The 22,423-nt window shown below is 69.3% G+C and carries 14 protein-coding genes and 1 pseudogene; 8 read left to right on the forward strand and 7 right to left on the reverse strand.

Going from position 1 to position 22,423, the window contains the following annotated elements:
• Nucleotides 1-5: 5 nt before the first annotated feature.
• The 7 genes and pseudogenes from WS91_RS23555 to WS91_RS23585 all read right to left on the reverse strand — a co-directional run bounded on the left by WS91_RS23555 (nucleotide 6) and on the right by WS91_RS23585 (nucleotide 8,770).
• Nucleotides 6-2,321: a type VI secretion system Vgr family protein gene (locus WS91_RS23555; RefSeq protein ID WP_059671144.1), complete on the reverse strand. Its 2,316-nt coding sequence runs from the start codon at nucleotides 2,319-2,321 to the stop codon at nucleotides 6-8.
• Nucleotides 2,322-2,392: 71 nt separating this feature from the next.
• A complete protein-coding gene (locus WS91_RS23560) occupies nucleotides 2,393-3,451 on the reverse strand; it encodes a type VI secretion system protein TssA (RefSeq protein ID WP_059671145.1) in 1,059 nt (352 codons plus the stop codon).
• 59 nt (nucleotides 3,452-3,510) lie between these two features.
• Nucleotides 3,511-4,589, reverse strand: a pseudogene (gene tssG, locus WS91_RS23565) (type VI secretion system baseplate subunit TssG).
• The gene (tssF, locus tag WS91_RS23570) at nucleotides 4,589-6,478 is read right to left on the reverse strand and encodes a type VI secretion system baseplate subunit TssF (protein ID WP_038751390.1); all 1,890 of its coding nucleotides are present in this window, start codon (nucleotides 6,476-6,478) and stop codon (nucleotides 4,589-4,591) included. Before tssF ends, tssG begins: the two are co-directional and overlap by 1 nt.
• A gap of 30 nt (nucleotides 6,479-6,508) precedes the next feature.
• Complete coding sequence (gene tssE, locus WS91_RS23575) at nucleotides 6,509-7,087, reverse strand: type VI secretion system baseplate subunit TssE (protein WP_038751442.1); 579 nt, start codon at nucleotides 7,085-7,087, stop codon at nucleotides 6,509-6,511.
• Complete coding sequence (locus WS91_RS23580) at nucleotides 7,074-8,072, reverse strand: type VI secretion system accessory protein TagJ (protein WP_059671146.1); 999 nt, start codon at nucleotides 8,070-8,072, stop codon at nucleotides 7,074-7,076. The genes tssE and WS91_RS23580 overlap by 14 nt, the downstream gene beginning before the upstream one ends.
• A complete protein-coding gene (locus WS91_RS23585; RefSeq protein ID WP_059671147.1) occupies nucleotides 8,069-8,770 on the reverse strand; it encodes a TagK domain-containing protein in 702 nt (233 codons plus the stop codon). Before WS91_RS23585 ends, WS91_RS23580 begins: the two co-directional genes overlap by 4 nt.
• A gap of 519 nt (nucleotides 8,771-9,289) precedes the next feature.
• Between WS91_RS23585 and tssH the strand changes: the two genes are divergently transcribed.
• The 8 genes from tssH to tssM all read left to right on the forward strand — a co-directional run bounded on the left by tssH (nucleotide 9,290) and on the right by tssM (nucleotide 22,288).
• A complete protein-coding gene (gene tssH / locus WS91_RS23590; protein ID WP_059671148.1) occupies nucleotides 9,290-12,031 on the forward strand; it encodes a type VI secretion system ATPase TssH in 2,742 nt (913 codons plus the stop codon).
• Nucleotides 12,032-12,064: 33 nt separating this feature from the next.
• The gene (gene tssB / locus WS91_RS23595) at nucleotides 12,065-12,619 is read left to right on the forward strand and encodes a type VI secretion system contractile sheath small subunit (RefSeq protein ID WP_038751399.1); all 555 of its coding nucleotides are present in this window, start codon (nucleotides 12,065-12,067) and stop codon (nucleotides 12,617-12,619) included.
• A gap of 32 nt (nucleotides 12,620-12,651) precedes the next feature.
• Entirely contained in the window at nucleotides 12,652-14,223 is a 1,572-nt protein-coding gene (gene tssC / locus WS91_RS23600; RefSeq protein WP_231752075.1) for a type VI secretion system contractile sheath large subunit, read from the forward strand.
• Nucleotides 14,224-14,314: 91 nt separating this feature from the next.
• Complete coding sequence (locus WS91_RS23605) at nucleotides 14,315-14,800, forward strand: Hcp family type VI secretion system effector (RefSeq protein WP_038751403.1); 486 nt, start codon at nucleotides 14,315-14,317, stop codon at nucleotides 14,798-14,800.
• An 89-nt stretch (nucleotides 14,801-14,889) separates the two neighbouring features.
• Entirely contained in the window at nucleotides 14,890-15,393 is a 504-nt protein-coding gene (gene tssJ, locus WS91_RS23610) for a type VI secretion system lipoprotein TssJ (protein ID WP_038751405.1), read from the forward strand.
• Nucleotides 15,394-15,414: 21 nt separating this feature from the next.
• The gene (gene tssK / locus WS91_RS23615) at nucleotides 15,415-16,761 is read left to right on the forward strand and encodes a type VI secretion system baseplate subunit TssK (RefSeq protein ID WP_038751408.1); all 1,347 of its coding nucleotides are present in this window, start codon (nucleotides 15,415-15,417) and stop codon (nucleotides 16,759-16,761) included.
• A 76-nt stretch (nucleotides 16,762-16,837) separates the two neighbouring features.
• Nucleotides 16,838-18,127, forward strand: coding sequence for a type VI secretion system protein TssL, long form (gene tssL, locus WS91_RS23620; protein ID WP_082758303.1), 1,290 nt, complete (start codon nucleotides 16,838-16,840; stop codon nucleotides 18,125-18,127).
• Between the two features lie 24 nt (nucleotides 18,128-18,151).
• On the forward strand, nucleotides 18,152-22,288 hold the full coding sequence (tssM, locus tag WS91_RS23625; RefSeq protein ID WP_059671151.1) for a type VI secretion system membrane subunit TssM: 4,137 nt from the start codon (nucleotides 18,152-18,154) through the stop codon (nucleotides 22,286-22,288).
• The last annotated feature ends 135 nt before the right edge of the window (nucleotides 22,289-22,423 follow it).

Raw genomic sequence — 22,423 nt, forward strand, 5'->3', positions numbered from 1 at the left:
TTCGGTCAGAAGGAGATCTTGATTCCTTCGATCAAGGTGTAATCGTTCGCTTTAGTTGCGATCGCCACCCTCGTCGAACCGATGGTCGCGCCATTCGTCGTGACCGTTGTTCCGTTCGTCGAGACGCCGAATCCCAGCGTGGTGACGCTCGCTCCGGTCACGCCCGTGGAATAGCCGGTGACGCTCGTGCTCGTGCCGTTCAGCGAGACGCTGTTCGCGTTCTTCGCGGAAGCCGTTCCATTGACTTCCGCGTGCGTGTCTCCGCTCGTGACCGTCACTTTGTTGCCGACGTTCACGCCCTGCGTGTCGCCGAACACGACCGACGTCGACGCGCCTTGCACGGTGCGCGCCGATGCGGTCATCGACGGGTCCGAGAGCACGGCCACGATGCCCTGCAGCGCGCCCGCGACATTCGCGGCGAGCGCCTGAAACGCGCCCGCGCGTTGGAACTGCCGCTGCCGTTTCAATTGCTGATACGGCTGTGGTTGCCGCTGTTGCTGATGTTGCTGATGTTGCTGCTGTTGGTGTTGCTGCTGCGGCGCAGGCTGCTGCGCCGGCGCGGCGGGACGCGGCGCGCCCCCGAGCCGCAGCACCTCGATCAGCCGATCCAGCGGCGAGCGCGTGGACGACACGGGCGGCAGCTCCAGCCCCACCAGCGTCAAGTGCTTGCGCCCGACGGCGATCGTCGAATCCCGCTCGACGGATACGTCGTAGTTGCGCTCCGCGTGCAGCTTGACCTGCTCCTCGCCCGCCTTGTCCTCGAAGCGCAGCATGTTCGCGTTCTCGCCGCTGCCGGCCGGCGTGCGGCTCAGCATCCCGCTTTGCGTCGCGTGGTCCGGCAGCGGCCACGGCGGCATGTGCAGCGCGTTGTAGACCTGCCCCGTCACGATGGGCCGGTCCGGATCGCCGTTCTCGAAATCGACGATCACTTCCGAGCCGATCCGCGGAATGTGGACGCCCCCGTAGTTGTTCCCCGTCCACGCATACGACACGCGCACCCAGCACGACGAATTCTGGTCGCGCGCAGCCGAGCGATCCCAGTGGAATTTCAATTTGACCCGGCCGTATTGATCGGTCCAGATGTCCTGCCCTGGCGGCCCGGTCACGACCGCGGTCTGCGGCCCGCGCGTGCGCGGCTTGCGCACGGTGCGCGGCGGCCGGAACACGGTGGTCGCCGGCTGCACGACGAACGACGCGCTGATCCGATGGTCGCCCGTTCCCGTCGCCCCGCCCGTTTCCTCGGCCTCGAACGACGCGCCGAGCACCAGATACTCGCGATTCGCGCTCGCGCACGGATAGCCCTCGAGCGAGAACGTGGTGCCGCACACGACGTCGCGCACGTTGCCGCCGCCCGACGCGCGCTCGCCCTGCGCGCGCAGTTCCTCCATGCGCACCCGCGCGACATGCTCGCCGTGCTCGGGGTTCGCATAATCGCCCGGCCATTCGTACCGTTCGAGCCCGTTGTGCGCCGTCTCCTGCGGCAGCGCGTTCTCGACGCGAAGACGCGCGTTCGGCTTCTCGAAATCGAAATCGCTCGTGGTCCAGCGGCCGGGCTGAAGGCACTCCGCCGTATCGAACGCGTCGATGTATTCGCGATCGATCTTGTGCCCGGGCGGGTAATACTTCAGCGTGCGGTACGCGGCGCTCGCCACTGGCTCGTGCGCGCCGAGGTGATCGACGAGCACCATCCGATGCACCTTGTTCGAGTGCTCGAAGAACCAGTAGATGCCGTGCTCCTGCATCAGCCGCTGAATGAACGCGAAATCCGTCTCGCCGTACTGCACCTGAAAGGCGAGCTTCGGATACCGGCCGCTCAACCGCTTGTCGTACGAATATGAGTACGCGTTCAGCACTTCGTCGATGATCTCGTCCACGCTCCGGTTCTGGAAGATCCGGTAGTCCGAGCGCTGGTCGGCCAGATAGATCCACGGCTGCATCGTCAGCCGGTATCGGCACTGCCGGTTCAACGGGCCCGCGAAGCTCGCCCGGGTCACGATGCCGCTGATCTCGCGCTTGCCCTGCCCGATGTGGGCGGTGCCGGACATGCCCGGCATGCCCGCCACGAACGAGCCCATGCCTTCGAGCTGGACCGTCACCGTCAGCGCCTTGCCGATCATCGCCTTCAAGTCGAGGTTCGCGGCCTGCTCGTCGGCGAGCGTCGAATCCGGCGGCGTCAGACACTCCAGCGCGTACGCGTAGATCTCCGACAGCTTTTCGCTGCCGCGGATCGCGCTCAGCCGAAGGGCGGGCTCGCCCGACGGCAACGTCGGCAACGCGGGGCCGCTGATCTCGACGGTGCGAGCGGCGGGTAAATTCGGCATGACTGCCCTCCTTCAGGAACGTCGTCTATCGGCGAGCGACGCCAATCGGCGCGCTTCGCGCCCATGCGCGATCAGGATTCGCCGTCGCCCCACTGCGCGAGCAGCTCGACCGGAATCGCCCGCGCCACTTCCGCATAGCGCTTGCCGACGAAATACTCGGCGCGCCTGAGCAGCACCGGAATCGGACTGCTCGGCTCGTGCTGCTCGAACCACTCGCGCGCCTCCCGGATCAACGCGCGCGCGGCGTAGCGATCGAGCGGCGTCGCGACCGCGCCGCGTTCGTTCGACTCGACCGTCGGCGCCGCCTCGCGTTCGACGGACGTCTGAACCTGAGCGTGAGCCTGCGCCTGAGCCCGCGCGGGGCGGTCCGCTCGCACGCAGTCCGCCTCCTGCGCCGGCGGCGCATCGGCGGGGGCCGGCGCCGGGGCCGCGTGGTCCGTGCGCGCGCCTCGCCCCGCGACATGTCGAAGCAGCCCTTCGAGCGCCGACAGATCGGGCACATACGCGCCGAGATGCGCGCGGCTCCATGCGCGAATCGCGGCCGCGCTCGCGAGTGCTTCGTCGAAGCCCGCGAGCGCGGCCGGCTGCTGCGCGCGCAGATCCGCGAGCTGGCGCGCGACGGATTCGAGCGCGAGCGCGTCGCCCGGGCGCGGTTGCGCAAACGCGCGCTCCACGTCGCGCACCTGCAGGCGCGTCGCGGTCGCGCCGATCAGCACGATCTCGCGCACGTCCGCGAGCAGGCCGTCGGAATCGGTCAGCGCCTGCAGCGCATTCATCCGGATCTCGAGCGCCGCGTCGCGATCCGCGTCGACGTCGGCCCGCGGATGAATTGCATCGGGGAACGCGGCGAGCCACGCGGCGAGCAGGCCGACGCCTTCGGCCAGCCCGGCCGCGCCGGCGAGCCGGGTGCGGCACCGGGCGAACAGAACCGCGACGCGCATGTCCTTGCTGCGCGTCATCAGCCGACGGCAGTCGCGGTCGACGTCGCTCCAGTTCACGGGTTCGGGCATCCCGACGAAGTCGCCGTACTGCGCGTCCGAGCGGGGCGCGACCTTCGCCGACAGCACGACGAATTCGGGATCGTATTCAAGGTCCGCTCCGCAAGGCGCGTCCGCATCGACGCTCGCCATCCAGTCCGGAGCCTTCGGCGTTCGCGCGGGCGCGGATTGACCGGCCGGTTTTCTGCTGCTCATCGCTCACCTCTCAAATCGGGCGATCGGCGGGCGTCGGGCCGCCATCGCGCCGGAACCGGTCCGCATACCGCTCGGGTTCGAAACGCATGCCGGTGACGGGCGCCTCGGTTGGCGAGCGCCCGAGCCACCCCGACCAGCCGAGCTGCTGCGGGCCGTTCATCACCGCGGGGGGCGCGCCGTTCGGCTTGATGCGCAGCTCGAGCTCCCATTCGAACTCGTAGCCGACGAACGCCCGCACCCATTCGACGAGCCGCGGCAAATCCTCGCCCTGCGGCGTGAAGCGCAGGTAGGCGTCGATGTCGAGCGGTCCGACGACGATGCGGAATTTGTGCTGACGGTCCGGCACCAGCTCGCCGAGCATCGCGCCTTCGGCCATGACCGACGCGCTGCCCGGCCGGCCGAGACGGCTGTGCTCGGCCGGGTCCACCCGAATCCAGTGGAACACGTTCTCCTCGATCGTCACCGGCACGCCGAAGTAACGCTGGAGCGTCATGCGCAGGCCATCCGGATTGCGCGCCTCGCGCACCAGGTGCGGCGACGCCGACAGGCGCGCGTGCGCGGGCAGCGGGCGCGCGGCGATGTCGGCCGCGTCCTGCCCGGTGAGGCTCGCGACATAAAAGGAAAAACGCTCGTCGCCCGGCCTGTCGAGCCCCGCCGCCGCCTGCGCCGACGCCCACGCGCGATACAGCAGCGTCAGATAGCGGTGGTGAAAGAGGTCGAGGAAATCGCCGAGCGTCGTGTCGCGCCGGCTCTCTTCGCGATCGCGCGCGATCTCCGTCACGTGGATCGGCAGCGGCCCGTTCGGCCCCAGCATGCCGAGGCCGAACAGCCGCACCCGGAGCCGGCCGTTCGCGCCGCCGACGCTCGCGATCTCGCGCGGCGCGAACGCGAGGCTCGGCTGCTGGCCGAGCCTGAACGGCTCGGCGCGCGGACGCTTCGCGGTGCCGATCGGATCGAGGCGAGGATTCGCGCCGACGCGCCGCAGCAGCGTCAGAAAGCCGTAGCGCCAAGGCTCGGCCTTCAGGCGTTCGTGCATCCGCGGCGGGAGCGCGGCGTCGTGCGATGCGTGTTCCATCAAGCGCCTCCCCGCGCGCCCATGCGCACCGGCCAGCGCGCGATGCGGCCGCGCTGGACCGAATGCAGCTCGGTCTGCGTGAAAACGTTGATCGACACGTGCCGCGCCAGATAGTGTTCGAGCACCAGCCCGAACAGGTACGGGCTCACGCCGGAAAAACCCGGCTCGTCGACGGTGAGCGAGCATTCGATGCCGCGCCCGAAGACGAGCGGGCCCGCGCCCGGCAGCTTTCTCGTCACGGGCCGCGTCTTCACGCCGATCAGGCTCTCGATCTGCCGGCGATTGTCGGCCTCGTCGCCCGTCACGAACAGACGCAGCAGATCGCGCATTCCCTGGCCGCCCGCGCGGTGATCGAGCTCGTCGAGCGGCAGATAGTTGAAATTGAGCTGGCGTATCAGCCGCCACGCGGTCTCGCGCTCCGCATACGGCGCCTTCGGCGCGGTCGGCGCGCGGATCAGGCCGACGCTTTCGAGCGGCGCGGATTCGACGATCGTGAGGTCGCGCACGCCGTCGCGCGGCACGAGGGTCGGCAGGTCGCGGTTCGTCAGCAGCGCGTCGACCGACAGGTAGCGGATTTCCTCGCTATAAGGCGCCTCGTTCTGATCGACGAGGGATACGAACATCTCCGTGCCGACATAAGGCGTGCGCGTGCCGTAGCGGCGCGCCGAGTCCGATGCGAGCCGACGCTCGCGCCGTGTCGAGAAATAGCGTCCATGATTGTGCTCGTCGTCGTTGAGCGTCTGGTAAAGCGGCCGGAACTCGAGCTCGGCGGACGTGGCCGCGACCTGCCCGTGCATCGCCTCGACGGAAAACACCTCGTAGTCGAGCGGCGCGAGGCGCGCCGGCACCAGGTGAAATTCGCTCTGCCCCGTCGACAGCTCGATCCGGTCCGTGTGGCGCGCGAACAGGTTGACGACGGGCGTGCAGAACAGCGCGAAGCGCGATGCGTCGACGACGCTCTCGAGCCGCTCGGGCGACTGGTCGAGCAGCACGACGATCTCGACCTCGCGGCCGCTCACGCGGCGCAATCCGTCGGCGAGGCCCGTCAACGCGAAGAAGTAGAACCGCTGCGGACACGCGAAGTATTCGTGCAGCAGGTTGTGCCCGTGAAACTTCGACCACGTGAGCGGCAGCAGGCCTTCGTCGGCGCCGAGCCCTTCGTGGGCGAGCGCATCGGCCGTCACGGCGTAAAGCGGCCGGCCCGGCGCCGCGAATTCGCCCGGCGCCGCGATGATCGTCGCGACGCCCGCCACGTGCAGCAGTTCGAACAGGTGCGAGGCCACCTGCTCGTCGCCCGCCAGATACACCGGCAGCCGGTCCAGCCCCTTCAGGTCCGCGATGCGGACGTTGCCCGTCGTGCGCAGCCGCAGGCGCAACGCGCCGCGCACCTGCGTGCCGGACGCAACGTAGCGGTCGAGCGCCGGGATGTCGGGCGGGATACCCGTCAGCGTCGCTTCCGCGATCTCCAGCGGATAGAGCGTCACGTCCTGCCCGCTGCGGAACTGGCAGGCGGTCTTCTCGCCGGCCGGCACGCGCGCGGTGAACGCGGTGCCGCGCGCGATGCGAAACCCTTCGGCGAGATTGCCTTCGGTGCGGCTCGGATACAGGCGCGCGACCGCCATCGACGGCGTGGGCGCGACGTAGTTCGGATACAGCACTTCCAGCAGCCGGCCCGTGAAGCGCGGAAACTCCGCGTCGAGCTTGATCTGCATGCGCGCGGCCATGAAGCAGAACGCCTCGATCAGCCGCTCGACGTACGGATCGGCCACCTCGCCCGCCTGCATGCCGAGGCGCCGCGCGATCTTCGGGTGCGCGTGCGCGAACTCGGCCCCGAGCTCGCGCATGTAGATCAGTTCCTGGTTGTAGTAGTCGAGCAGTCGCGGGTCCACCGGATGTCCCCCTTGTCGTCGGCGCGCGCGTCAGACCGCGCGCATGCCGGTAATGCTCACCTGGCTCGTTTCCAGATCGAGCGCGCTCTGGACCATGAATTCGATCGGATAAGGGTCCATGCGGATCATGCCCCGCACCTCGAACGACAGCACGTTCGATCGCTCGCCCGCCTCGACGTCCTTCGACGGCGCGACGACGAGCGTTTCCGCGATCAGCCTCGGCTCGAAATCGGCGATCGCCCGGCGGATGATCCGCTCGATGTCGGCCCATTTGCACGCCGCCATGAACGCGCCCGCGAGCGGCGGCACGCCGAAGTTGACGGTCGACGCGGCCGCGGCGGGATACCGCTCGCGGTCGATGCGATCGTCGATGTTCATCGTGTTGAGCAGGAACGCGAGATCGCGCTGGACGATGCCGCGCATCTGCATGCGCGTCACCGCGTATTCGCCTGGCGCCTCGGTCTGGCGCTGCGGCGCGTCGTCGCGCAGCCGGTCGATCAGCGTGGGCAGCAGATGCGTGTTCGCGCGGCGCGGCGCCGCGACGCCTGCGCCGCCCGGGCGCGCGCCGCCTTTGCCCGGCCCCGGCGCGCGTTTCTCATGCTCGTCCATCGCCGTCCCCTTCGCGCGGCGCGCCGTGCGCCGCATCGTGCGTCGCGCCATCCGCCGCCCCGGCCGCGCGCGCCGCCGCGCCGAACGCGCAGCGCTCGAGCTCGAACAGGCCGTAGTCGCCCGCGCTCGTCGACCAGGTCTTCCGGCCTCGCGCGATCACGCCGGTACGGCCGGCCTCGCGCCATGTCGTCCTGTGGCCGACGCGCAACGCGTCGATCTCGCGCGCCGCGTCGGCCGCGCCTCGATCGGCGTGCGCATTCGTTTCGTGCGCATCGTTCGTCTCGTTCGCTTGGTTCGCTTGGTTCGCTTGGTTCGCGTCATCCGCCGCCGGATAGCGCGCCGGCATGAAGCCCCGCACCGCGCCGCCGTCGACGAGCGTCACCGCGCACGGCGCCCATACGAGATCGATCAGCCGGGCCGGACGCGGAACGTGCCACGCGGCAATGTCCGAAAACGGCAGCCACCGATAATGGCCGGCAGTCACGATCTCGCACACGGGGCCGAACCGCGAATCGCTGTCGGCGATCCAGTCGAACGCCGAATGCGGCGCGCGCCCCGCGACGAGCGGCGCCTGATCGAGCGCCCGCTCGCGCACGCGGTCGGCCTCGTCGCGCCGGCCGATCGACGCGGCGCGCAGCGCCTCCAGCAGATCGTCGGCCCACCGCGGCGCATCGAACACGAATCCGGGCCGCGCGCGGCCGGCGACCACCTCGGCGCGCAAGCGCTCGGCGCGAATCAGATCGCGGTATGCCTGCGCGGCCTGCGCATCCTGCGGCGCGAGCTGCGCATGCACCTGCAACTGCACGAGCGCGCGCGCCCACTGCTCCGTCACGCACAGCAGCTGAAACAGCGGCCAGCGGTGCTCCGCGCTCGCGGGCTGCTCCCGGACGCGCCGTTCCATCTCCGCGAGCCGCGCGGCGATCGGCAGATCGTGCAGATCGGCTTTCGCCGCGGCGCGCGCATCCGATGCGTTCGGCGTCGTCATCGCGCGTCCTGATTCGAGGCCGCGCCCGGCGCGGGCAGCGGGCTGTCGATGGCGAGCGCATGGTGCTCTCGCCGGGCCAGGGCGGGCGGCAGGCCGCCCGGCCGCCGCGCCGCCGCCGCGCGGTATTCGGCCGGAGCGAAAAGCCGCAGGACCTCCGGCGTCGAATCCGCGCCCGCCGGATCGGGCGCGCCGTCCGAGCCGAGCGAGCCGAACGCGTCGTCGAGGACGCGCGCGCCGGACAGAAGCGCGTCGATCGCGCCTGTGCCGTCGGCTTCCTCGATCCGCGCGACGGCCGGCTCCGGCGGCGGCGCGTGCACGACCGCCAGCCGGGCCGCCCAATCGCTCGTCAGCGGCGCCTGCGGGTCCTCGAGCGCCCTGCAGTACTGCTCGTACAGCGAATGCACGAGATCCCCGGCAGGCGCGGGCGCGCCGGCCGCCGTCGCAACATCCGTTGCAGCGCGCTCCGGACGGGAAGCGAACGCCTCCGCCGCGATCGTCGTCCCGATCAGGCCGAACACCGCGCCGCCGTCATGCGTCGAATCATCCTGGCCCGTATCCGACGGCCCGATCAGCAGCGTCTCGACGATCGATTCGCTGCGGCGGCCGGCGGCCCGAGACGCAGCGCCGGCGTCCCGCGATGCCGATTCGGCATATTGCGCGCCCTGCCCGTTGCGGCGAAACAGTTTAAAAGTTCGCATGGCAAATCCGACTGACTTAAAAATTGATGAAAATCGTTCTTAAATCGAACCGCTCTCGTTATCTCAATAAAAAGAATTTCATTCGACACCGATTTTCGCACCCGGAAACAGATTCCACACGAAATCCGGCGGTAATTCAATCGGCCTCGGCGACATCAACTATTCGATGCGACGCTATTTTCCGGCGCGCCGCATTTCACGCGGCATGTGCTTTAAATCAGTGTGCGCCATGGAATTCGCCGTTGTCCATAACGGAATATAACAGCTTTGCAATTTTTGACAATTTGCCGATTCGATTGACAAAAAAGTTCGATCCTCCATTTTTCGACCGACTTACCATTTATGGTAGTTGACCACGCCTTAATTCAAAAAGAATATTCGAGCCAACGAAAGCAGAACGCATTAATGCGAATAAGAAAAATCCTAAAACAAGTCGCGCGCCTTGACGACTGAACGATGTGCGGAGCGATTAGCTCGGCTCCGCAATAAAACAAGACAAGCAAAAGGAAGGACCTGTCCATGACGATTTCGCGTCAGGCGCTGTTCGGCAAGCTCGGGGGCACGCTCTTCAGAGGGATCGAGTCGGCGACGGTCTTCTGCAAGCTGCGCGGCAACCCGTACGTCGAGCTGGTTCATTGGCTGCACCAGTTGTTGCAGCAGACCGACTCGGATCTGCACCGCATCCTCCGGCACGCGGGCATCGAGCGCGACGCGCTGGATCGCGACATGGCGCGCGCGCTCGCCGCGCTGCCCGCGGGCGCCAGCTCGATCAGCGATTTCTCGCATCACGTCGAAACGGCCATCGAGCGCGCATGGGTGCTCGCGACGCTGCGCTTCGACGATCGGCGCATCCGCGGCGCGTGGCTCGTGGCGGCGCTCGTGGGCACGCCGGAGTTGCGGCGCGTGCTGCTCTCCATTTCTCCGGCGTTCGGCAAGCTCGGCGCGGACGGCATCGACGACGCGCTGCCCGCGTGGATCGACGGCTCCCCGGAAGCCGCCGACGCGCCCTACGACAGCCGCGATTTCGCGCCCGTCCCGGCGGGCGCCGCATCCGATGCGATCCCGTCGGCGCCGACCGGCGCGCCGATCGAGCAGTACTGCGCGGATCTCACCGCGCGCGCGAAAGACGGTGGAATCGATCCCGTCGTGGGTCGGGAGCTGGAAATCCGCACGATGATCGACGTGCTGCTGCGCCGCCGGCAAAACAATCCCCTCCTCACGGGCGAGGCGGGCGTGGGCAAGACGGCCGTCGTCGAAGGCCTGGCGCTCGCGATCGCGGCGGGCGACGTGCCGCCGAAGCTCGCCGGCGTACGTCTGATGAGCCTCGACGTCGGCGCGCTGCTCGCCGGCGCGAGCATGAAGGGCGAATTCGAATCGCGCCTGAAAAGCGTGCTCGAGGCCGCCGCGAAATCGCCCGCTCCGGTCATCCTGTTCGTCGACGAAGCGCACACGCTGATCGGCGCGGGCGGCCAGGCAGGCACGGGAGACGCGGCGAACCTGCTCAAGCCGGCGCTCGCGCGCGGCACGATCCGCATGATCGGCGCGACCACGTGGTCCGAATACAAGCGGCACATCGAGAAAGATCCCGCGTTGACCCGCCGGTTCCAGGTGCTGCAAGTGCAGGAGCCGGACGAGCAGGCCGCGGTCGACATGGTGCGCGGCCTCGCGCGGACGTTCTCGCGGCATCACGGTGTCCTCGTGCGCGACGAGGCGATCCGCGCCGCGGTGACGCTGTCGCATCGCTACATCCCGTCGCGCCAGTTGCCGGACAAGGCGATCAGCCTGCTCGACACCGCGTGCGCGCGCGTCGCGCTTTCGCAGCACGCGGCGCCGCGCGAACTGCAGGACGCGCGCCGGCGCCTGCGGGCAGCGCGCACCGAGCTCGATCTGCTCGGGCAAGAGGCGCGCATCGGCCTCGCGGCCGAGCAGTCCGTCGCGGCTTGCGTCGGCCGGATCGCGGCGCTGTCGGCCGAAGAGGCGGCGCTCGACGCCCGCTGGCAGGCGCAGATCGAAGCGGCGCGGGCGCTGCTCGCCGCGCGCGAGGCGGCGCTCGCCGAAGACGCGGCCCCCGAAGGCACGGCACCCGAAGGCGGCGCGATGCCGAGCGCGCCCGCCGCGGCGCTCGGCGCGCTCGAGCGCGGCTTCGCGGCGGCGCAAGGCGACGCGCCGCTCGTGTTCCCCGAAGTCGACGAGGCGATCGTCGCGCAGATCGTCGCCGACTGGACCGGCATTCCGGTCGGCCGGATGGTGACCGACGAAGTCGCCGCCGTGCGCACGCTGCCCGCCACGCTGGAGGCGCGCGTGATCGGCCAGGCCGATGCGCTGCGCCAGATCGGCGAACGCGTGCAGACCGCGCGCGCGGGCCTGAGCGATCCGCACAAGCCGCTCGGCGTGTTCCTGCTCGCGGGCCCGTCCGGCGTCGGCAAGACCGAGACCGCGCTCGCGCTGGCCGAGGCGCTGTACGGCGGCGAGCAGAACCTGATCACGATCAACATGAGCGAGTACCAGGAAGCCCATACCGTGTCGGGCCTGAAGGGCGCCCCGCCCGGCTACGTCGGCTACGGCGAGGGCGGCGTGCTGACGGAGGCCGTGCGCCGCCGCCCCTACTCGGTCGTGTTGCTCGACGAGATCGAGAAAGCGCATCGCGACGTGCACGAAGTGTTCTTCCAGGTGTTCGACAAGGGCTACATGGAAGACGGCGACGGCCGCTACATCGATTTCCGCAACACGACGATCCTGCTCACGAGCAACGTCGGCGCCGAGCTGAGCGCGAGCCTGTGCGCCGACGCGGCGCTCGCGCCCGACGCCGCGCGCCTGCGCGACGCGCTCGCGCCCGAGCTCCTGAAGGCGTTCCCGGCCGCGTTCCTCGGCCGCGTCGCCGTCGTGCCGTACCGGCCGCTCGAGCACGGCGCGCTCGCGCGCATCGTGCGCCTGCACCTGGATCGCGTGGCCGCGCGCATGGCCGGCCACCATCGGATCGCCGTCGCCTATCGCGACGCGCTCGTCGACTACATCGTCGGGCGATGTCTCGTGCAGGAAACCGGCGCCCGGCTGCTGATCGGCTTCATCGAGCAGCACGTGCTGCCGCGCCTCTCCGCTCTGTGGCTCGACGCGTTCGCCTCGAAGGCAGTCCTCGCGCGCATCGACATCGACGTCGCAGATCCGGCCGCGCCGCCCCCGGAAGCGCTCGTGTTTCGTCCGGTCGGCGCGGACCCTGCGACGTCCTCCGCGACGCCGCGTCCCGCCGCGCAGGCTCACTGACCCTGCCCTCTTCTCTCTTTCATGGAGCCAGGCATGTCCGCAATCAGCAGTTCCCAGAAATTCATCGCGCGCAATCGCGCGCCACGCGTGCAGATCGAGTACGACGTCGAGGTCTACGGGTCGGAAAAGAAGGTCGAGCTGCCGTTCGTCATGGGCGTGCTCGCCGACTTGTCCGGCAAGCCCGTCGCGCCGCTGCCGTCCGTCACCGACCGGCGCTTCCTCGACATCGACATCGACAATTTCGACGAGCGCATGAAGGCCGTCAAGCCGCGCGTCGCGTTCGCCGTGCCGAACACGTTGACGGGCGACGGCCAGCTGATGGTCGACATGACGTTCGAGAGCATCGAGGACTTCTCGCCCGCCGCGATCGCGCGGATGGTCGATCCGCTGCGGCAACTGCTCGAGGCGCGCACGCAGCTCGCGAACCTGCAGACCTACATGGACGGCAAGTCGGGCGCGGAATCGCTCGTCAACCAGTTGCTGCAGGACGACGCGCTGCTGCGCTCGCTCGCGGCCGCGCCGAAGCCGCGGCTCGCGGGCGAGGCGAACGGCGCCGACGCCGCGGCGCGCGAGCGCGACGCCGACTGACCGGCCGAACAGGGCAACCCGAGGAAACCATCATGAAAAAACAGCAACCGCAGGCGGCCGGCGCCGAGACGCAACAGCAAACCCAACCGCAGGCCCAATCGCAGGCCCAACCGCACGACGCCCAATCGCACGACGCCCAATCGCAGGCCCAACCGCAATCGGATTTCGCGCAGTTGCTCGCGCACGAGTTCCGGCCGAAGACCGAGCAGGCCCGCGAGGCCGTCGAGTACGCGGTCCGCACGCTCGCCGAGCAGGCGCTCGCGCAAGCCGCGACGATCAGCGACGACGCGTACAAGAGCATCGCCGCGATCATCGCGCAGATCGATCACAAGCTTTCCGAGCAGATCAACCTGATCCTGCATCACGAGGATTTCCAGAAGCTCGAGTCGGCGTGGCGCGGGCTGCATCACATGGTGTCGAACACCGAAACCGACGAGCGCCTGAAGATCCGCTTCATGGACATCTCGAAGGAAGAGCTGCGCCGCACGCTGCGGCGCTACAAGGGCCAGTCATGGGATCAGAGCCCGCTCTTCAAGCAGATCTACGAAGAGGAATACGGCCAGCTCGGCGGCGAGCCGTACGGCTGCCTCGTCGCCGATTACTACTTCGACCACACGCCGCCCGACGTCGACCTGCTCGGCTCGATCTCGAAAGTGGCCGCGGCGGCGCACACGCCGTTCATCTCCGGCGCGTCGCCGTCGGTGCTGCAGATGGAATCGTGGCAGGAGCTGGCCAACCCGCGCGACCTGACGAAGATCTTCACGCAGAACCTCGAATACGCGTCGTGGAACGCGCTGCGCAGCGCGGACGACGCGCGCTACATCGGCCTCGCGATGCCGCGCTTCCTCGCGCGCCTGCCGTACGGCGTGCATACCAACCCGGTCGACGAGTTCGATTTCGAGGAAAACACGAACGGCGCCGATCACCGCCATTACGCGTGGGCGAACGCGGCGTACGCGATGGGCGTGAACATCAACCGCTCGTTCCGGCTCTACGGCTGGTGCTCGCTGATCCGCGGCGTCGAATCGGGCGGCACGGTCGAGAGCCTGCCGTGCCACACGTTCCCGACCGACGACGGCGGCATCGACATGAAGTGCCCGACCGAGATCGCGATCTCCGACAGGCGCGAGGCGGAGCTCTCGAAGAACGGCTTCATCCCGCTCGTTCACCGCAAGAACACCGATCACGCGACCTTCATCGGCGCGCAGTCGCTGCACAAGCCGGCCGAATACGACGACGTCGACGCGACCGCCAACGCAAACCTGTCGGCGCGCCTGCCGTACCTGTTCGCGTGCTCGCGCTTCGCGCACTACCTGAAGTGCATCGTGCGCGACAAGGTGGGCGGGTTCAAGGAGCGCGAGGACATGCAGCGCTGGCTGAACGAATGGATCATGAACTACGTCGACGCGGACCCCGCCAACTCCTCGCAGGACACCAAGGCCCGCCGGCCGCTCGCCGCCGCCGAAGTGCTCGTCGAGGAAGTGGAAGGCAACCCGGGCTATTACCAGGCGAAGTTCTTCCTGCGGCCGCATTTCCAGCTCGAAGGCCTGACCGTGTCGCTGCGGCTCGTCGCGAAGCTGCCGTCGATCAAGGAAGCCGCCTGACCCATTGCGGGCCGGCGTCCTCGGCTGGCCGGCATCGCGCCTTCACCGCGACACCGGCCGTTTTTTGTCATCAACGCAAGAGAGCAAGTTCATGGCTCAAGATATTTTTTTGAAGATCGACGGGATCAACGGCGAGTCGCTCGACGACAGTCACAAGGACGAAATCGAAGTGCTGAACTGGGACTGGGAGATCGAGCAGGCGTCGACGATGCACACCGGCAGCGGCGGCGGCGCGGGCAAGGCGACCGTCCGGGATCTCACGTTCGAGCATGCGATCGACCGCGCGAGCCCGAATCTGATGAAGTACGCGCTGACCGGCAAGCACGTCGATCAGGCCGTGCTCGTGATGCGCAAGGCGGGCGGCAATCCGCTCGAGTACCTGAAGCTCACGATGAGCGACGTGATCGTCACGCGGGTGAAGCCGTCGGGCAGCCGCACCGATACGGAGCGCAGCCGCGAGACCGTGTCGCTGTCGTTCGCGAAGGTCAAGCAGGAGTACGTCGTGCAGAACGCGCAAGGCGGCAGCGGCGGCGCCGTCACGACCAGCTTCGACATCAAGGGCAACAAGGAAGCCTGAGCGGCGTGAGCGTGCGTGCGGCGGGCGCGGCCCGCGTCCGCCGCACGCACCCGCCTTCGATCGCCTCACCCTCAGCACGGTGAATCCGCATGCGCCCGACCACGCTCGCCGCCTTCTTCGCGCTCCCGCTCGCGCTCGCCGCATGCGCGGGCGGCCCGCCGACGCCGAAGGAACCGACGCGTCTCGAGTTGACCGTGCGCGCCGCGCCCACGGTCAATCCAGACGACCTGAAACGCGCGGCGCCGATCGCGGTGAGCGTCTATGAGCTGAAGACCGACGGCGCGTTCAACGCCGCCGATTTCTTCACGCTCGACGACCAGGACAAGACCGTGCTCGCCGACGATCTCGTGTCGCGCGAACGCTTGCTGCTGCGCCCGGGCGAGCGCATGACGCTGCGCCGCAAGATCGATCCGGCCGCGACCGCGCTCGGCGTCGTCGCGGCCTACCGCGATTTGCCGAACTCGGTCTGGCGCGCCGCGTATCCGCTGCCGCCCGCGCGCGAGGCGGCCTGGTATCGCTTCTCGTCGCCGAAGCTGAGACTCACGATCGATCTCGACACGCACGCGGTGAGGATCACCGAAACCGGAAAATGACACGAACGTCGGAATGACACCATGAGCTGGCATAACAAGGTCGTCTGGAGCGAGGGACTGTTCATGCGCCCGCAGCTGTTCCAGCAGCAGGAGCGCTACCTCGAGCACTACGCGCACCGGCGCACGGCGCCGCTCTCCCCGTTCTTCTTCGGTTTCAGCCACTACAGCCTCGACACCGAGGCGCCCGCGCTCGGCAAGATCGTCGTCAAGTCGGCGAGCGGCGTATTCGCCGACGGCACGCCGTTCGACGCGCCCGGCAGCACGCCGCCGCCCGCGCCGCTCACGATCCGGCCCGAGCACCTGGACCAGGTGATCTATCTGGCCGTGCCGATCCGCGTGCCGAACGGCGAGGAAACCGCGTTCGACCATGCGGCCGAATCGCTCGCCCGCTACGTCGTGTTCGAGACCGACCTGCGCGACACCAATTCGATCGGGCAAGGGCCGAAGACAGTCCAGTTGTCGAACCTGCGGCTGCGGCTGATTCCCGAGAAGGAACTGACGGACGCGTGGATCGGCCTTGCGCTCACGCGCGTGAAGACGATTCGCGCCGACGCCAGCATCGAGCTCGACGACACGCTGATTCCCCCCGTCACCGGTTACGGCGCGAGCGACACGCTCGCGAGCTGGCTCGCGAAGATCCACGACCTCACGCGCCTGCGCGCGAACGCGCTCGCCGAGCGCCTGACGGGCGCTGACGGCAAGACCGGCTCGACGGCCGAAGTATCCGATTACCTGCTGCTGCAGACGCTCAACCGCTACGAGCCGCTGCTCCAGCATCTGCAGCGGGTGCCGACCACATCGCCCGCCGAGCTGTACGCGCTTCTCGTCGGCATGGCGGGCGAGTTGTCGACCTACGTGCGCACCGACACGCGCCGCCCGCTCGATTCGCATCCGCCGTATCAGCACGTCGCGCCGCACCTGTGCCTGAAGCCCGTCGTCGACGATGCGCACCGGTTGCTCAACGCGGTGCTCGTGCGCAGCGCGCAGAGCATCGCGCTGTCGGATCAGGGGCACGGCATCCTCAACGCCGTGGTGGACCCGGCCGACGTGCAGGGCTTCACGGCGGTCGTGCTCGCGGTGCACGCGCAGATGCCGCCCGATCTGCTGCAACAGCAATTCGCCGCGCAGGCGAAGGTGGGGCCTTCCGAACGGCTGCCCGATCTGGTGCGCAGCCACCTGTCCGGCATCGCGCTGCAGGCGCTGCCGGTGCCGCCCCGGCAGATTCCGTTCAACGCGGGCTACGTCTACTACGAACTGTCGCGAACGGGGCCGCTGTGGGACGAAGTCTCGCGGCACGGCGGGCTCGCGCTGCACATCGCGGGCGAATTCCCGTCGTTGCGGCTCGAACTGTGGGGAATCCGGGGATAGCGGCGCGTGCAGGAAGCGACCGGGCCGCCGCGCATGCAGGTCGCGTTGATCAATCGAACGAACCGGGAGAACGCCCGTGAGCTCAGAAGCCGTCCAACGTCCGGACCCGCCCGGTCCGCCACCGACCGATCCCGCCGTGACGGCGTTCGCCGAGCACGCGCGCGCGCCGTCCCCCGCGATGCCTCCGGCCGCGGAATCGCCCGCCGCCCGCCTCGCGGCGGTCAAGGCCGCCGCGAATCCGCTGCTCGAAGCGGCGCGCCCGCTGCTGCGGGCGTTGTCGGACATGCCGGACAGGCTCGAGCGCGAAGGCGCCCAGCAGCTGCGCCTGCTGCTCGAGCAGGAAGTGCGCCAGTTCCAGCGGCTTTGCGAGCAGGCGAACATCCGGCGCGACCACATGCTCGGCGCGCGCTATTGCCTGTGCACGGCGCTCGACGAAGCCGCGATGCAGACGACGTGGGCCCGCTCCGGCGACGGCAACTTCGGCACCTGGATCAGCGAAGGGCTCGCCACGTCGTTTCACGAAGACCGGCAAGGCGGCGACAAGGTGTATCTGCTGATCGGCCGGCTGATGAGCTCGCCGCAGGAGCACCTCGATCTGCTCGAAGTCGTGTACCGGGTCCTGAGCCTCGGCTTCGAAGGCCGCTACCGCTACGAAGCCGACGGCCAGCGCAAGCACGAGACCGTGCGCCAGCGGCTCCACAACGAGATCGCCTCGCAACGCGGCCCCGTGTCCGTCGCCCTTTCGCCGCACTGGCAAGCCGATGCGAACGGCAAGCGCCTGTCGTTCTACGATTTCCCGGTGCGGATCACGGCCGCCGTGCTGTCGCTGATCCTGCTCGGCCTGTTCGGCTATTTCAAATACGCGCTGTCGAGCCGCGGCGCCGACGTGCAGATGCAGATCGCCGCCATCGGCCGCATGACGCCGCCGGCCGCGCGCGCCGAGCTGCGCCTCAAGGTGCTGCTCGCGAGCGAGATCGCCGCGGGAACGGTCCGCGTCGACGAAGACGCCCGCCGCAGCTCCGTGACGTTCCGAAGCGACGCGATGTTCGCGCCGGGCGGCGCGGCCGTGAATGCGGCGATGGGCGCGCTGATCGCGAAGATCGCGACCGAGATCGCGAAGGTGCCGGGCAAGGTGACGGTGATCGGCTACGCCGACGACGCGCCGATCAAGAGCCGACAGTTCGCATCGAACGAAGCGCTGTCCGAGGCGCGCGCGACGCAGGTCATGCAGCTGCTCCAGGCGGGCGGCGTGCCGGCGAGCCGCCTGGAATCGGCCGGCCGAGGCGACGCGAACCCGATCGGCGACAACCAGACCGTGCAAGGCCGCGCGCTGAACCGCCGCGTCGAAATCACGGTCGCGCACTAACTCCCCGGCCATTCGGATGCCGACATGAACAAGTTCCTGTCCTTTCTGGTGTCGCGCCAGTTCCTGGCCTTCGTCGCGTTGCTGCTCGTCGCGCTGCTGATCTGGTTCGTCGGCCCGTTCGTCGCGTTCGGCGGCCTCGAGCCGCTCGCGGGCGCGGGCATGCGGATCGCCGCGATCGCGCTGCTGCTTGCGGGCGCGCTGCTATGGCTCGCGGGCCGCTCGACGAGCGCCGCGTTCGTGGCGCTGCTCTGCCTGCTGATCTGGCATGCGTCGCCGCTGCTCGCGTTCGGACACGCGACGCCCTTCGCGCCGCCCTCGGTCCGCGCGATCGCGATCGCGGCCGTGCTCGCGGTGTTTCTGATCCATCTCGCGTTCCGGCTGCTGCAGAGGATGCGAGCGGACCCGGATTTTCTCCAAAGCCTGCTCGATGTCGGCGGCAAGCGGCACGAATCGCCCGCGGCCGGCCAACTGGCCAGGGTCGGCGCGGCCGTCGCCGGCGCGCTCGCGCGCCTGAAGGCGATGCGCACCGGCGCCCGCGGGCTCGGGCGCCTGTTCCAGGGCAAGCGCTACCTGTACGAACTGCCGTGGTACATCACGCTCGGCTCGGGCGCGTCGGGCAAGACGAGCGCGCTCCTGAACGCCGGCCTCACGTTCCCGGTGGCCGCGCAGATGCAGCGGGCCGCGGGCATGGTCTCGGGCCGCGACGGGTCCGTCGACTGGTGGCTGACCAACGACGCGGTGCTGATCGACACGGCCGGCCATTACACGCGCCACGGCACGTCGCTGCATGCGTTGCCCCGGCCGTTCGTCGCCGCGCGGTCCGGGCGCCCGGACGCAGGCGAATCCGCGGCGCGGGCCGACGCGCGCCGCGCGGACGGCCCGGCCGCCGGCCAGGCCCGCGCGGCCGCCGCGGCCCCGGCGAGCGCGACGAGCGCGACGAGCGCGACGAGCGCGACAAGCGCCGCCCCGGACGACGGACCGCAAAGCGCATGGCGGCAGACCGTCGACGCGGCCGAGTGGCTCGGCTTCCTGCGCATGCTGCGCAAGCACCGCCCCCGCGCGCCGATCAACGGCGCGCTGCTCGCCGTCGACGTGGCCGCCCTGACGAGCGCCGACGAGACCGCGCGCCACGCCGAAGCCGCCGCGCTGCGCGCACGGCTCGCCGATCTGCGCACCGAGCTCGGCATCCGCTTTCCCGTCTATCTGCTCGTCACGAAGATGGACCGGCTGCCGGGCTTCAGCGAATACTTCAGCTCGCTGACCACCGAGGGCCGTGCGCAGGCATGGGGCTTCACGCTCGCGTACGACAAGGAGACCGTCGCGCAAGACGGCATCCGCGCGCGCTGCGCCGAGGAGCTCGACGCGCTGGCCGCGCGGCTCGCGGCGGGCACGAACGCGCGCCTGCAGGAGGAGCACGACGCGCTCAGGCGTCGCAAGCTGTCCGCCCTTGCCGAGGAATTCCTCGTGATGACGCGCTCGCTCGGCGAGCTGATCGACCGCGTGTTCGTCGATTCCCGCTACGACGACACGCAATACCATTCGACGCTGCGCGGCGTGTATTTCACGAGCGCCGCCCAGACGGGCAGCGAGGCGCCGGCGCAAGCGCGCACCGTGATGCAGCGTCTCGCGGCCGCGATCGGGCGCGCGCCGGCGCCGATCGCGTGCGCGCCCCGGCACGAGGGCAACCGGAGCTTCTTCCTCCATGATCTGCTGACGAAGGTCGTGTTCCCGGATGCGCATCTGGTGCAGCCGAATCTGCGGTGGGAATACCGCTCGCGAACGCTGTGCATCGTCGGCCACGCGCTCGCGCTGCTGCTGTTCGCGTGGGCGGCAATCGGCCTGCGCGTCAGCGCGGGCAACAACGGCGATTACCTCGACGCGATCGGGCGCAAGACGGCCGCGCTCGCGTCGCGGGTCGGCCAGTCGTACAGGGAGCCCAAGCCCGAGGCCGTGCCCGACACGCTGAGCGAAGCGCGCGATTTGCCCACGTACCCGGGCCTCGACCTGTCGGAGCCGGACAGCGCCTGGCGCTTCGGCCTGTACGCGCCGCCCGGCATCGTCGCCGAAAGCCGTCGCACCTACGACGCGCTCGCGGACAACCTGCTGCTGCCGCAGATCGTGAAGCGGATCGAAACGGTGCTTTCCGACGCGATCGCCCGCCGGGACGCGAGAGCCGCCTACGACGCGCTGCGCGTCTACCTGATGCTGTACGACAAGACGAAGTTCGACGCCGCGCGGATCGAGGCGTGGGTGCTCGACGACTGGGCGAAGACCGACAGCGCGGCGATCTTCGGCGGCCGCGCGTCGATGATCGCGCACGTCGAGCAGCTTTTTTCCGGCGAGCGCGTCGTGCAATCGCCGCTGATCCGCAACGACGCGCTGATCCGCCAGGCGCGAGAGTTTCTCGACGGCAGCAATGCGACCGCGCGGCTCTACGAGCGCGCGAAGGCCGCCATGGAGAAAGACGCGCCGGACGAATTCACGCTGATCCGGGCCGTCGGCCCGCAAGCGGGCACCGTCTTCACGCGCGCGAGCGGCGCGCCGCTTTCGCGCGGCGTGCCGGGCCTCTTCACGTTCGACGGATACCGGCGCCTGTTCGACAAGCGGCTGCCCGAATTCGTGCAGGCCGCGCGCGAAGACGACGCGTGGGTGATGGGCCGCGCCTATCTGGGCGGCGCTCAAAAAAAAACGGCTGCGATCGTGAACGCCGCGACGGGAGCCGACGATCCGCTGACGGAGGCGATTCGCCGGCAATACCTGATCGAGTACGCGCAGCAATGGGATGACTTTCTCGGCGACATCCGCACGGTGACGGGCACGAGCCTCGGCTTCAACCGGCTCGTGCTGCGCAGCCTCGCGGCGCCGGATTCGCCGCTCGCCCGCCTCGCGCGCGCGGCGGTGAACGAGACGACCCTCGCCGGCCCCGTCGCCGCGGCGGACCGTTCGTTCCTGCAAAAGGCCTCCGACGAGCTGAGCCGGAAAGCGGACCAGGCGCTCGGCATACGCGCCGAGGAGCGCGTCGAGCGCGAACTCGTCGACAACCATTTCGCGGCGCTGCGCGAAGTGGTGACGGGCGGCGCGGACACGCGCACGGCCCCGCCCCCGTCCGCCGCGCAAGCGGGCAAGACCGGGCTCGACGCCGTGACGAGCCTGCTGAACGACTACTACACCGCGCTCACCGTCGCGGACGACGCGCTCACCAGCAACGGCATGCCGCCCGCGAGCGACGCGGCGGCGAAGCTGAAGATGACCGCGGACACGATGCCCGCGCCGTTTCGCGCGGTGCTGATCGATCTGTCGGTGCAGGGCTCGCGTGAAGTGAATCGCGGCATCGGCCAGTTGCTGTCGCGACAGCTGGAGGCGAAGCTCGGCGACGCGTGCCGGCTCGCGATCGCGGGCAACTACCCGTTCGCCTCGGACAGCCGGCGCGACGTCGGCATCGACGATTTCACGCGGGTCTTCGCGCAGGGCGGCGTGATCGACGACTTCTTCACGAACGCGCTCGCGCCGTTCGTCGACACGTCGACGAAGCCGTGGCGCTACAAGACGCTGCCCGGCGCGACCGAACCGGTGCAGGGCCCCGACCTCGAGCCGTTCCAGCATGCGAAGGCGATCCGCGACATCTTCTTCGGCGGCTCGGGCCACAAGCAGATGGCGTGGAAGGCCGACATCCGGATTCCCGAGCTGGACCCGACGATCACGAGCCTCGCGATCGACGTCGACGGACAGACGTCGCTCTACCAGCACGGGCCCGTTTCCCCGATCACGGTGAGCTGGCCGGGGCCGCGCGGTGGCGTCCACGCGGAAATCACGGCGAGCCCGCGCATCCGGCCCGATACGTCGACGGTGTCGACGGACGGGCCATGGGCGCTGCTGCGCCTGCTGCAGAAGGGGCACGTGAGCGAAACGGCGACGCCCGGGCGCACGCGCGTCGCGCTCGACTTCGACGGCCGCCGCGCCGTGCTCGACATCGCGAGCGCGGGCAGCGTCGCCAACCCGCTGACGAGCGACGTGCTGAAGACGTTCCGGTGTCCCGGCGCGATGCCGATGTTCAGCCTCGCGGATACGGGCGCGCCGCCGGGATTGCCGCCGGCGGGGCTGCCTGCGATGCCGGGAGAGAAGGCCGGGCGGGTTGCGCGGCGCGGGGGAGCGGCCGGTTAGTTCGAATCGGTTCGAATCGGACCGATTCGGTTGGCCCGGTTCTGTTGACTCGGTTCGTTCGGTTCGTTCGGTTGGCTCGGTTGGCTCGGTTGGTTCGGTTGGCCCGGTCGGCCCGGTCGGCTCGGTCGGCTCGGT

The sequence above is a fragment of the Burkholderia sp. MSMB1498 genome, from assembly GCF_001526245.1.
In the GTDB taxonomy this organism is placed as follows: Bacteria; Pseudomonadota; Gammaproteobacteria; order Burkholderiales; family Burkholderiaceae; genus Burkholderia; species Burkholderia savannae.

What these genes read in the sequence shown, in the direction of transcription:
- WS91_RS23555 (WP_059671144.1), bottom strand. Translation starts at nt 2,321, where the DNA reads ATGCCGAATTTACCCGCCGCTCGCACCGTCGAGATCAGCGGCCCCGCG.
- WS91_RS23560 (WP_059671145.1), bottom strand. Translation starts at nt 3,451, where the DNA reads ATGGCGAGCGTCGATGCGGACGCGCCTTGCGGAGCGGACCTTGAATAC.
- tssE (WP_038751442.1), bottom strand. Translation starts at nt 7,087, where the DNA reads ATGGACGAGCATGAGAAACGCGCGCCGGGGCCGGGCAAAGGCGGCGCG.
- WS91_RS23580 (WP_059671146.1), bottom strand. Translation starts at nt 8,072, where the DNA reads ATGACGACGCCGAACGCATCGGATGCGCGCGCCGCGGCGAAAGCCGAT.
- WS91_RS23585 (WP_059671147.1), bottom strand. Translation starts at nt 8,770, where the DNA reads ATGCGAACTTTTAAACTGTTTCGCCGCAACGGGCAGGGCGCGCAATAT.
- tssH (WP_059671148.1), top strand. Translation starts at nt 9,290, where the DNA reads ATGACGATTTCGCGTCAGGCGCTGTTCGGCAAGCTCGGGGGCACGCTC.
- tssB (WP_038751399.1), top strand. Translation starts at nt 12,065, where the DNA reads ATGTCCGCAATCAGCAGTTCCCAGAAATTCATCGCGCGCAATCGCGCG.
- tssC (WP_231752075.1), top strand. Translation starts at nt 12,652, where the DNA reads ATGAAAAAACAGCAACCGCAGGCGGCCGGCGCCGAGACGCAACAGCAA.
- WS91_RS23605 (WP_038751403.1), top strand. Translation starts at nt 14,315, where the DNA reads ATGGCTCAAGATATTTTTTTGAAGATCGACGGGATCAACGGCGAGTCG.
- tssJ (WP_038751405.1), top strand. Translation starts at nt 14,890, where the DNA reads ATGCGCCCGACCACGCTCGCCGCCTTCTTCGCGCTCCCGCTCGCGCTC.
- tssK (WP_038751408.1), top strand. Translation starts at nt 15,415, where the DNA reads ATGAGCTGGCATAACAAGGTCGTCTGGAGCGAGGGACTGTTCATGCGC.
- tssM (WP_059671151.1), top strand. Translation starts at nt 18,152, where the DNA reads ATGAACAAGTTCCTGTCCTTTCTGGTGTCGCGCCAGTTCCTGGCCTTC.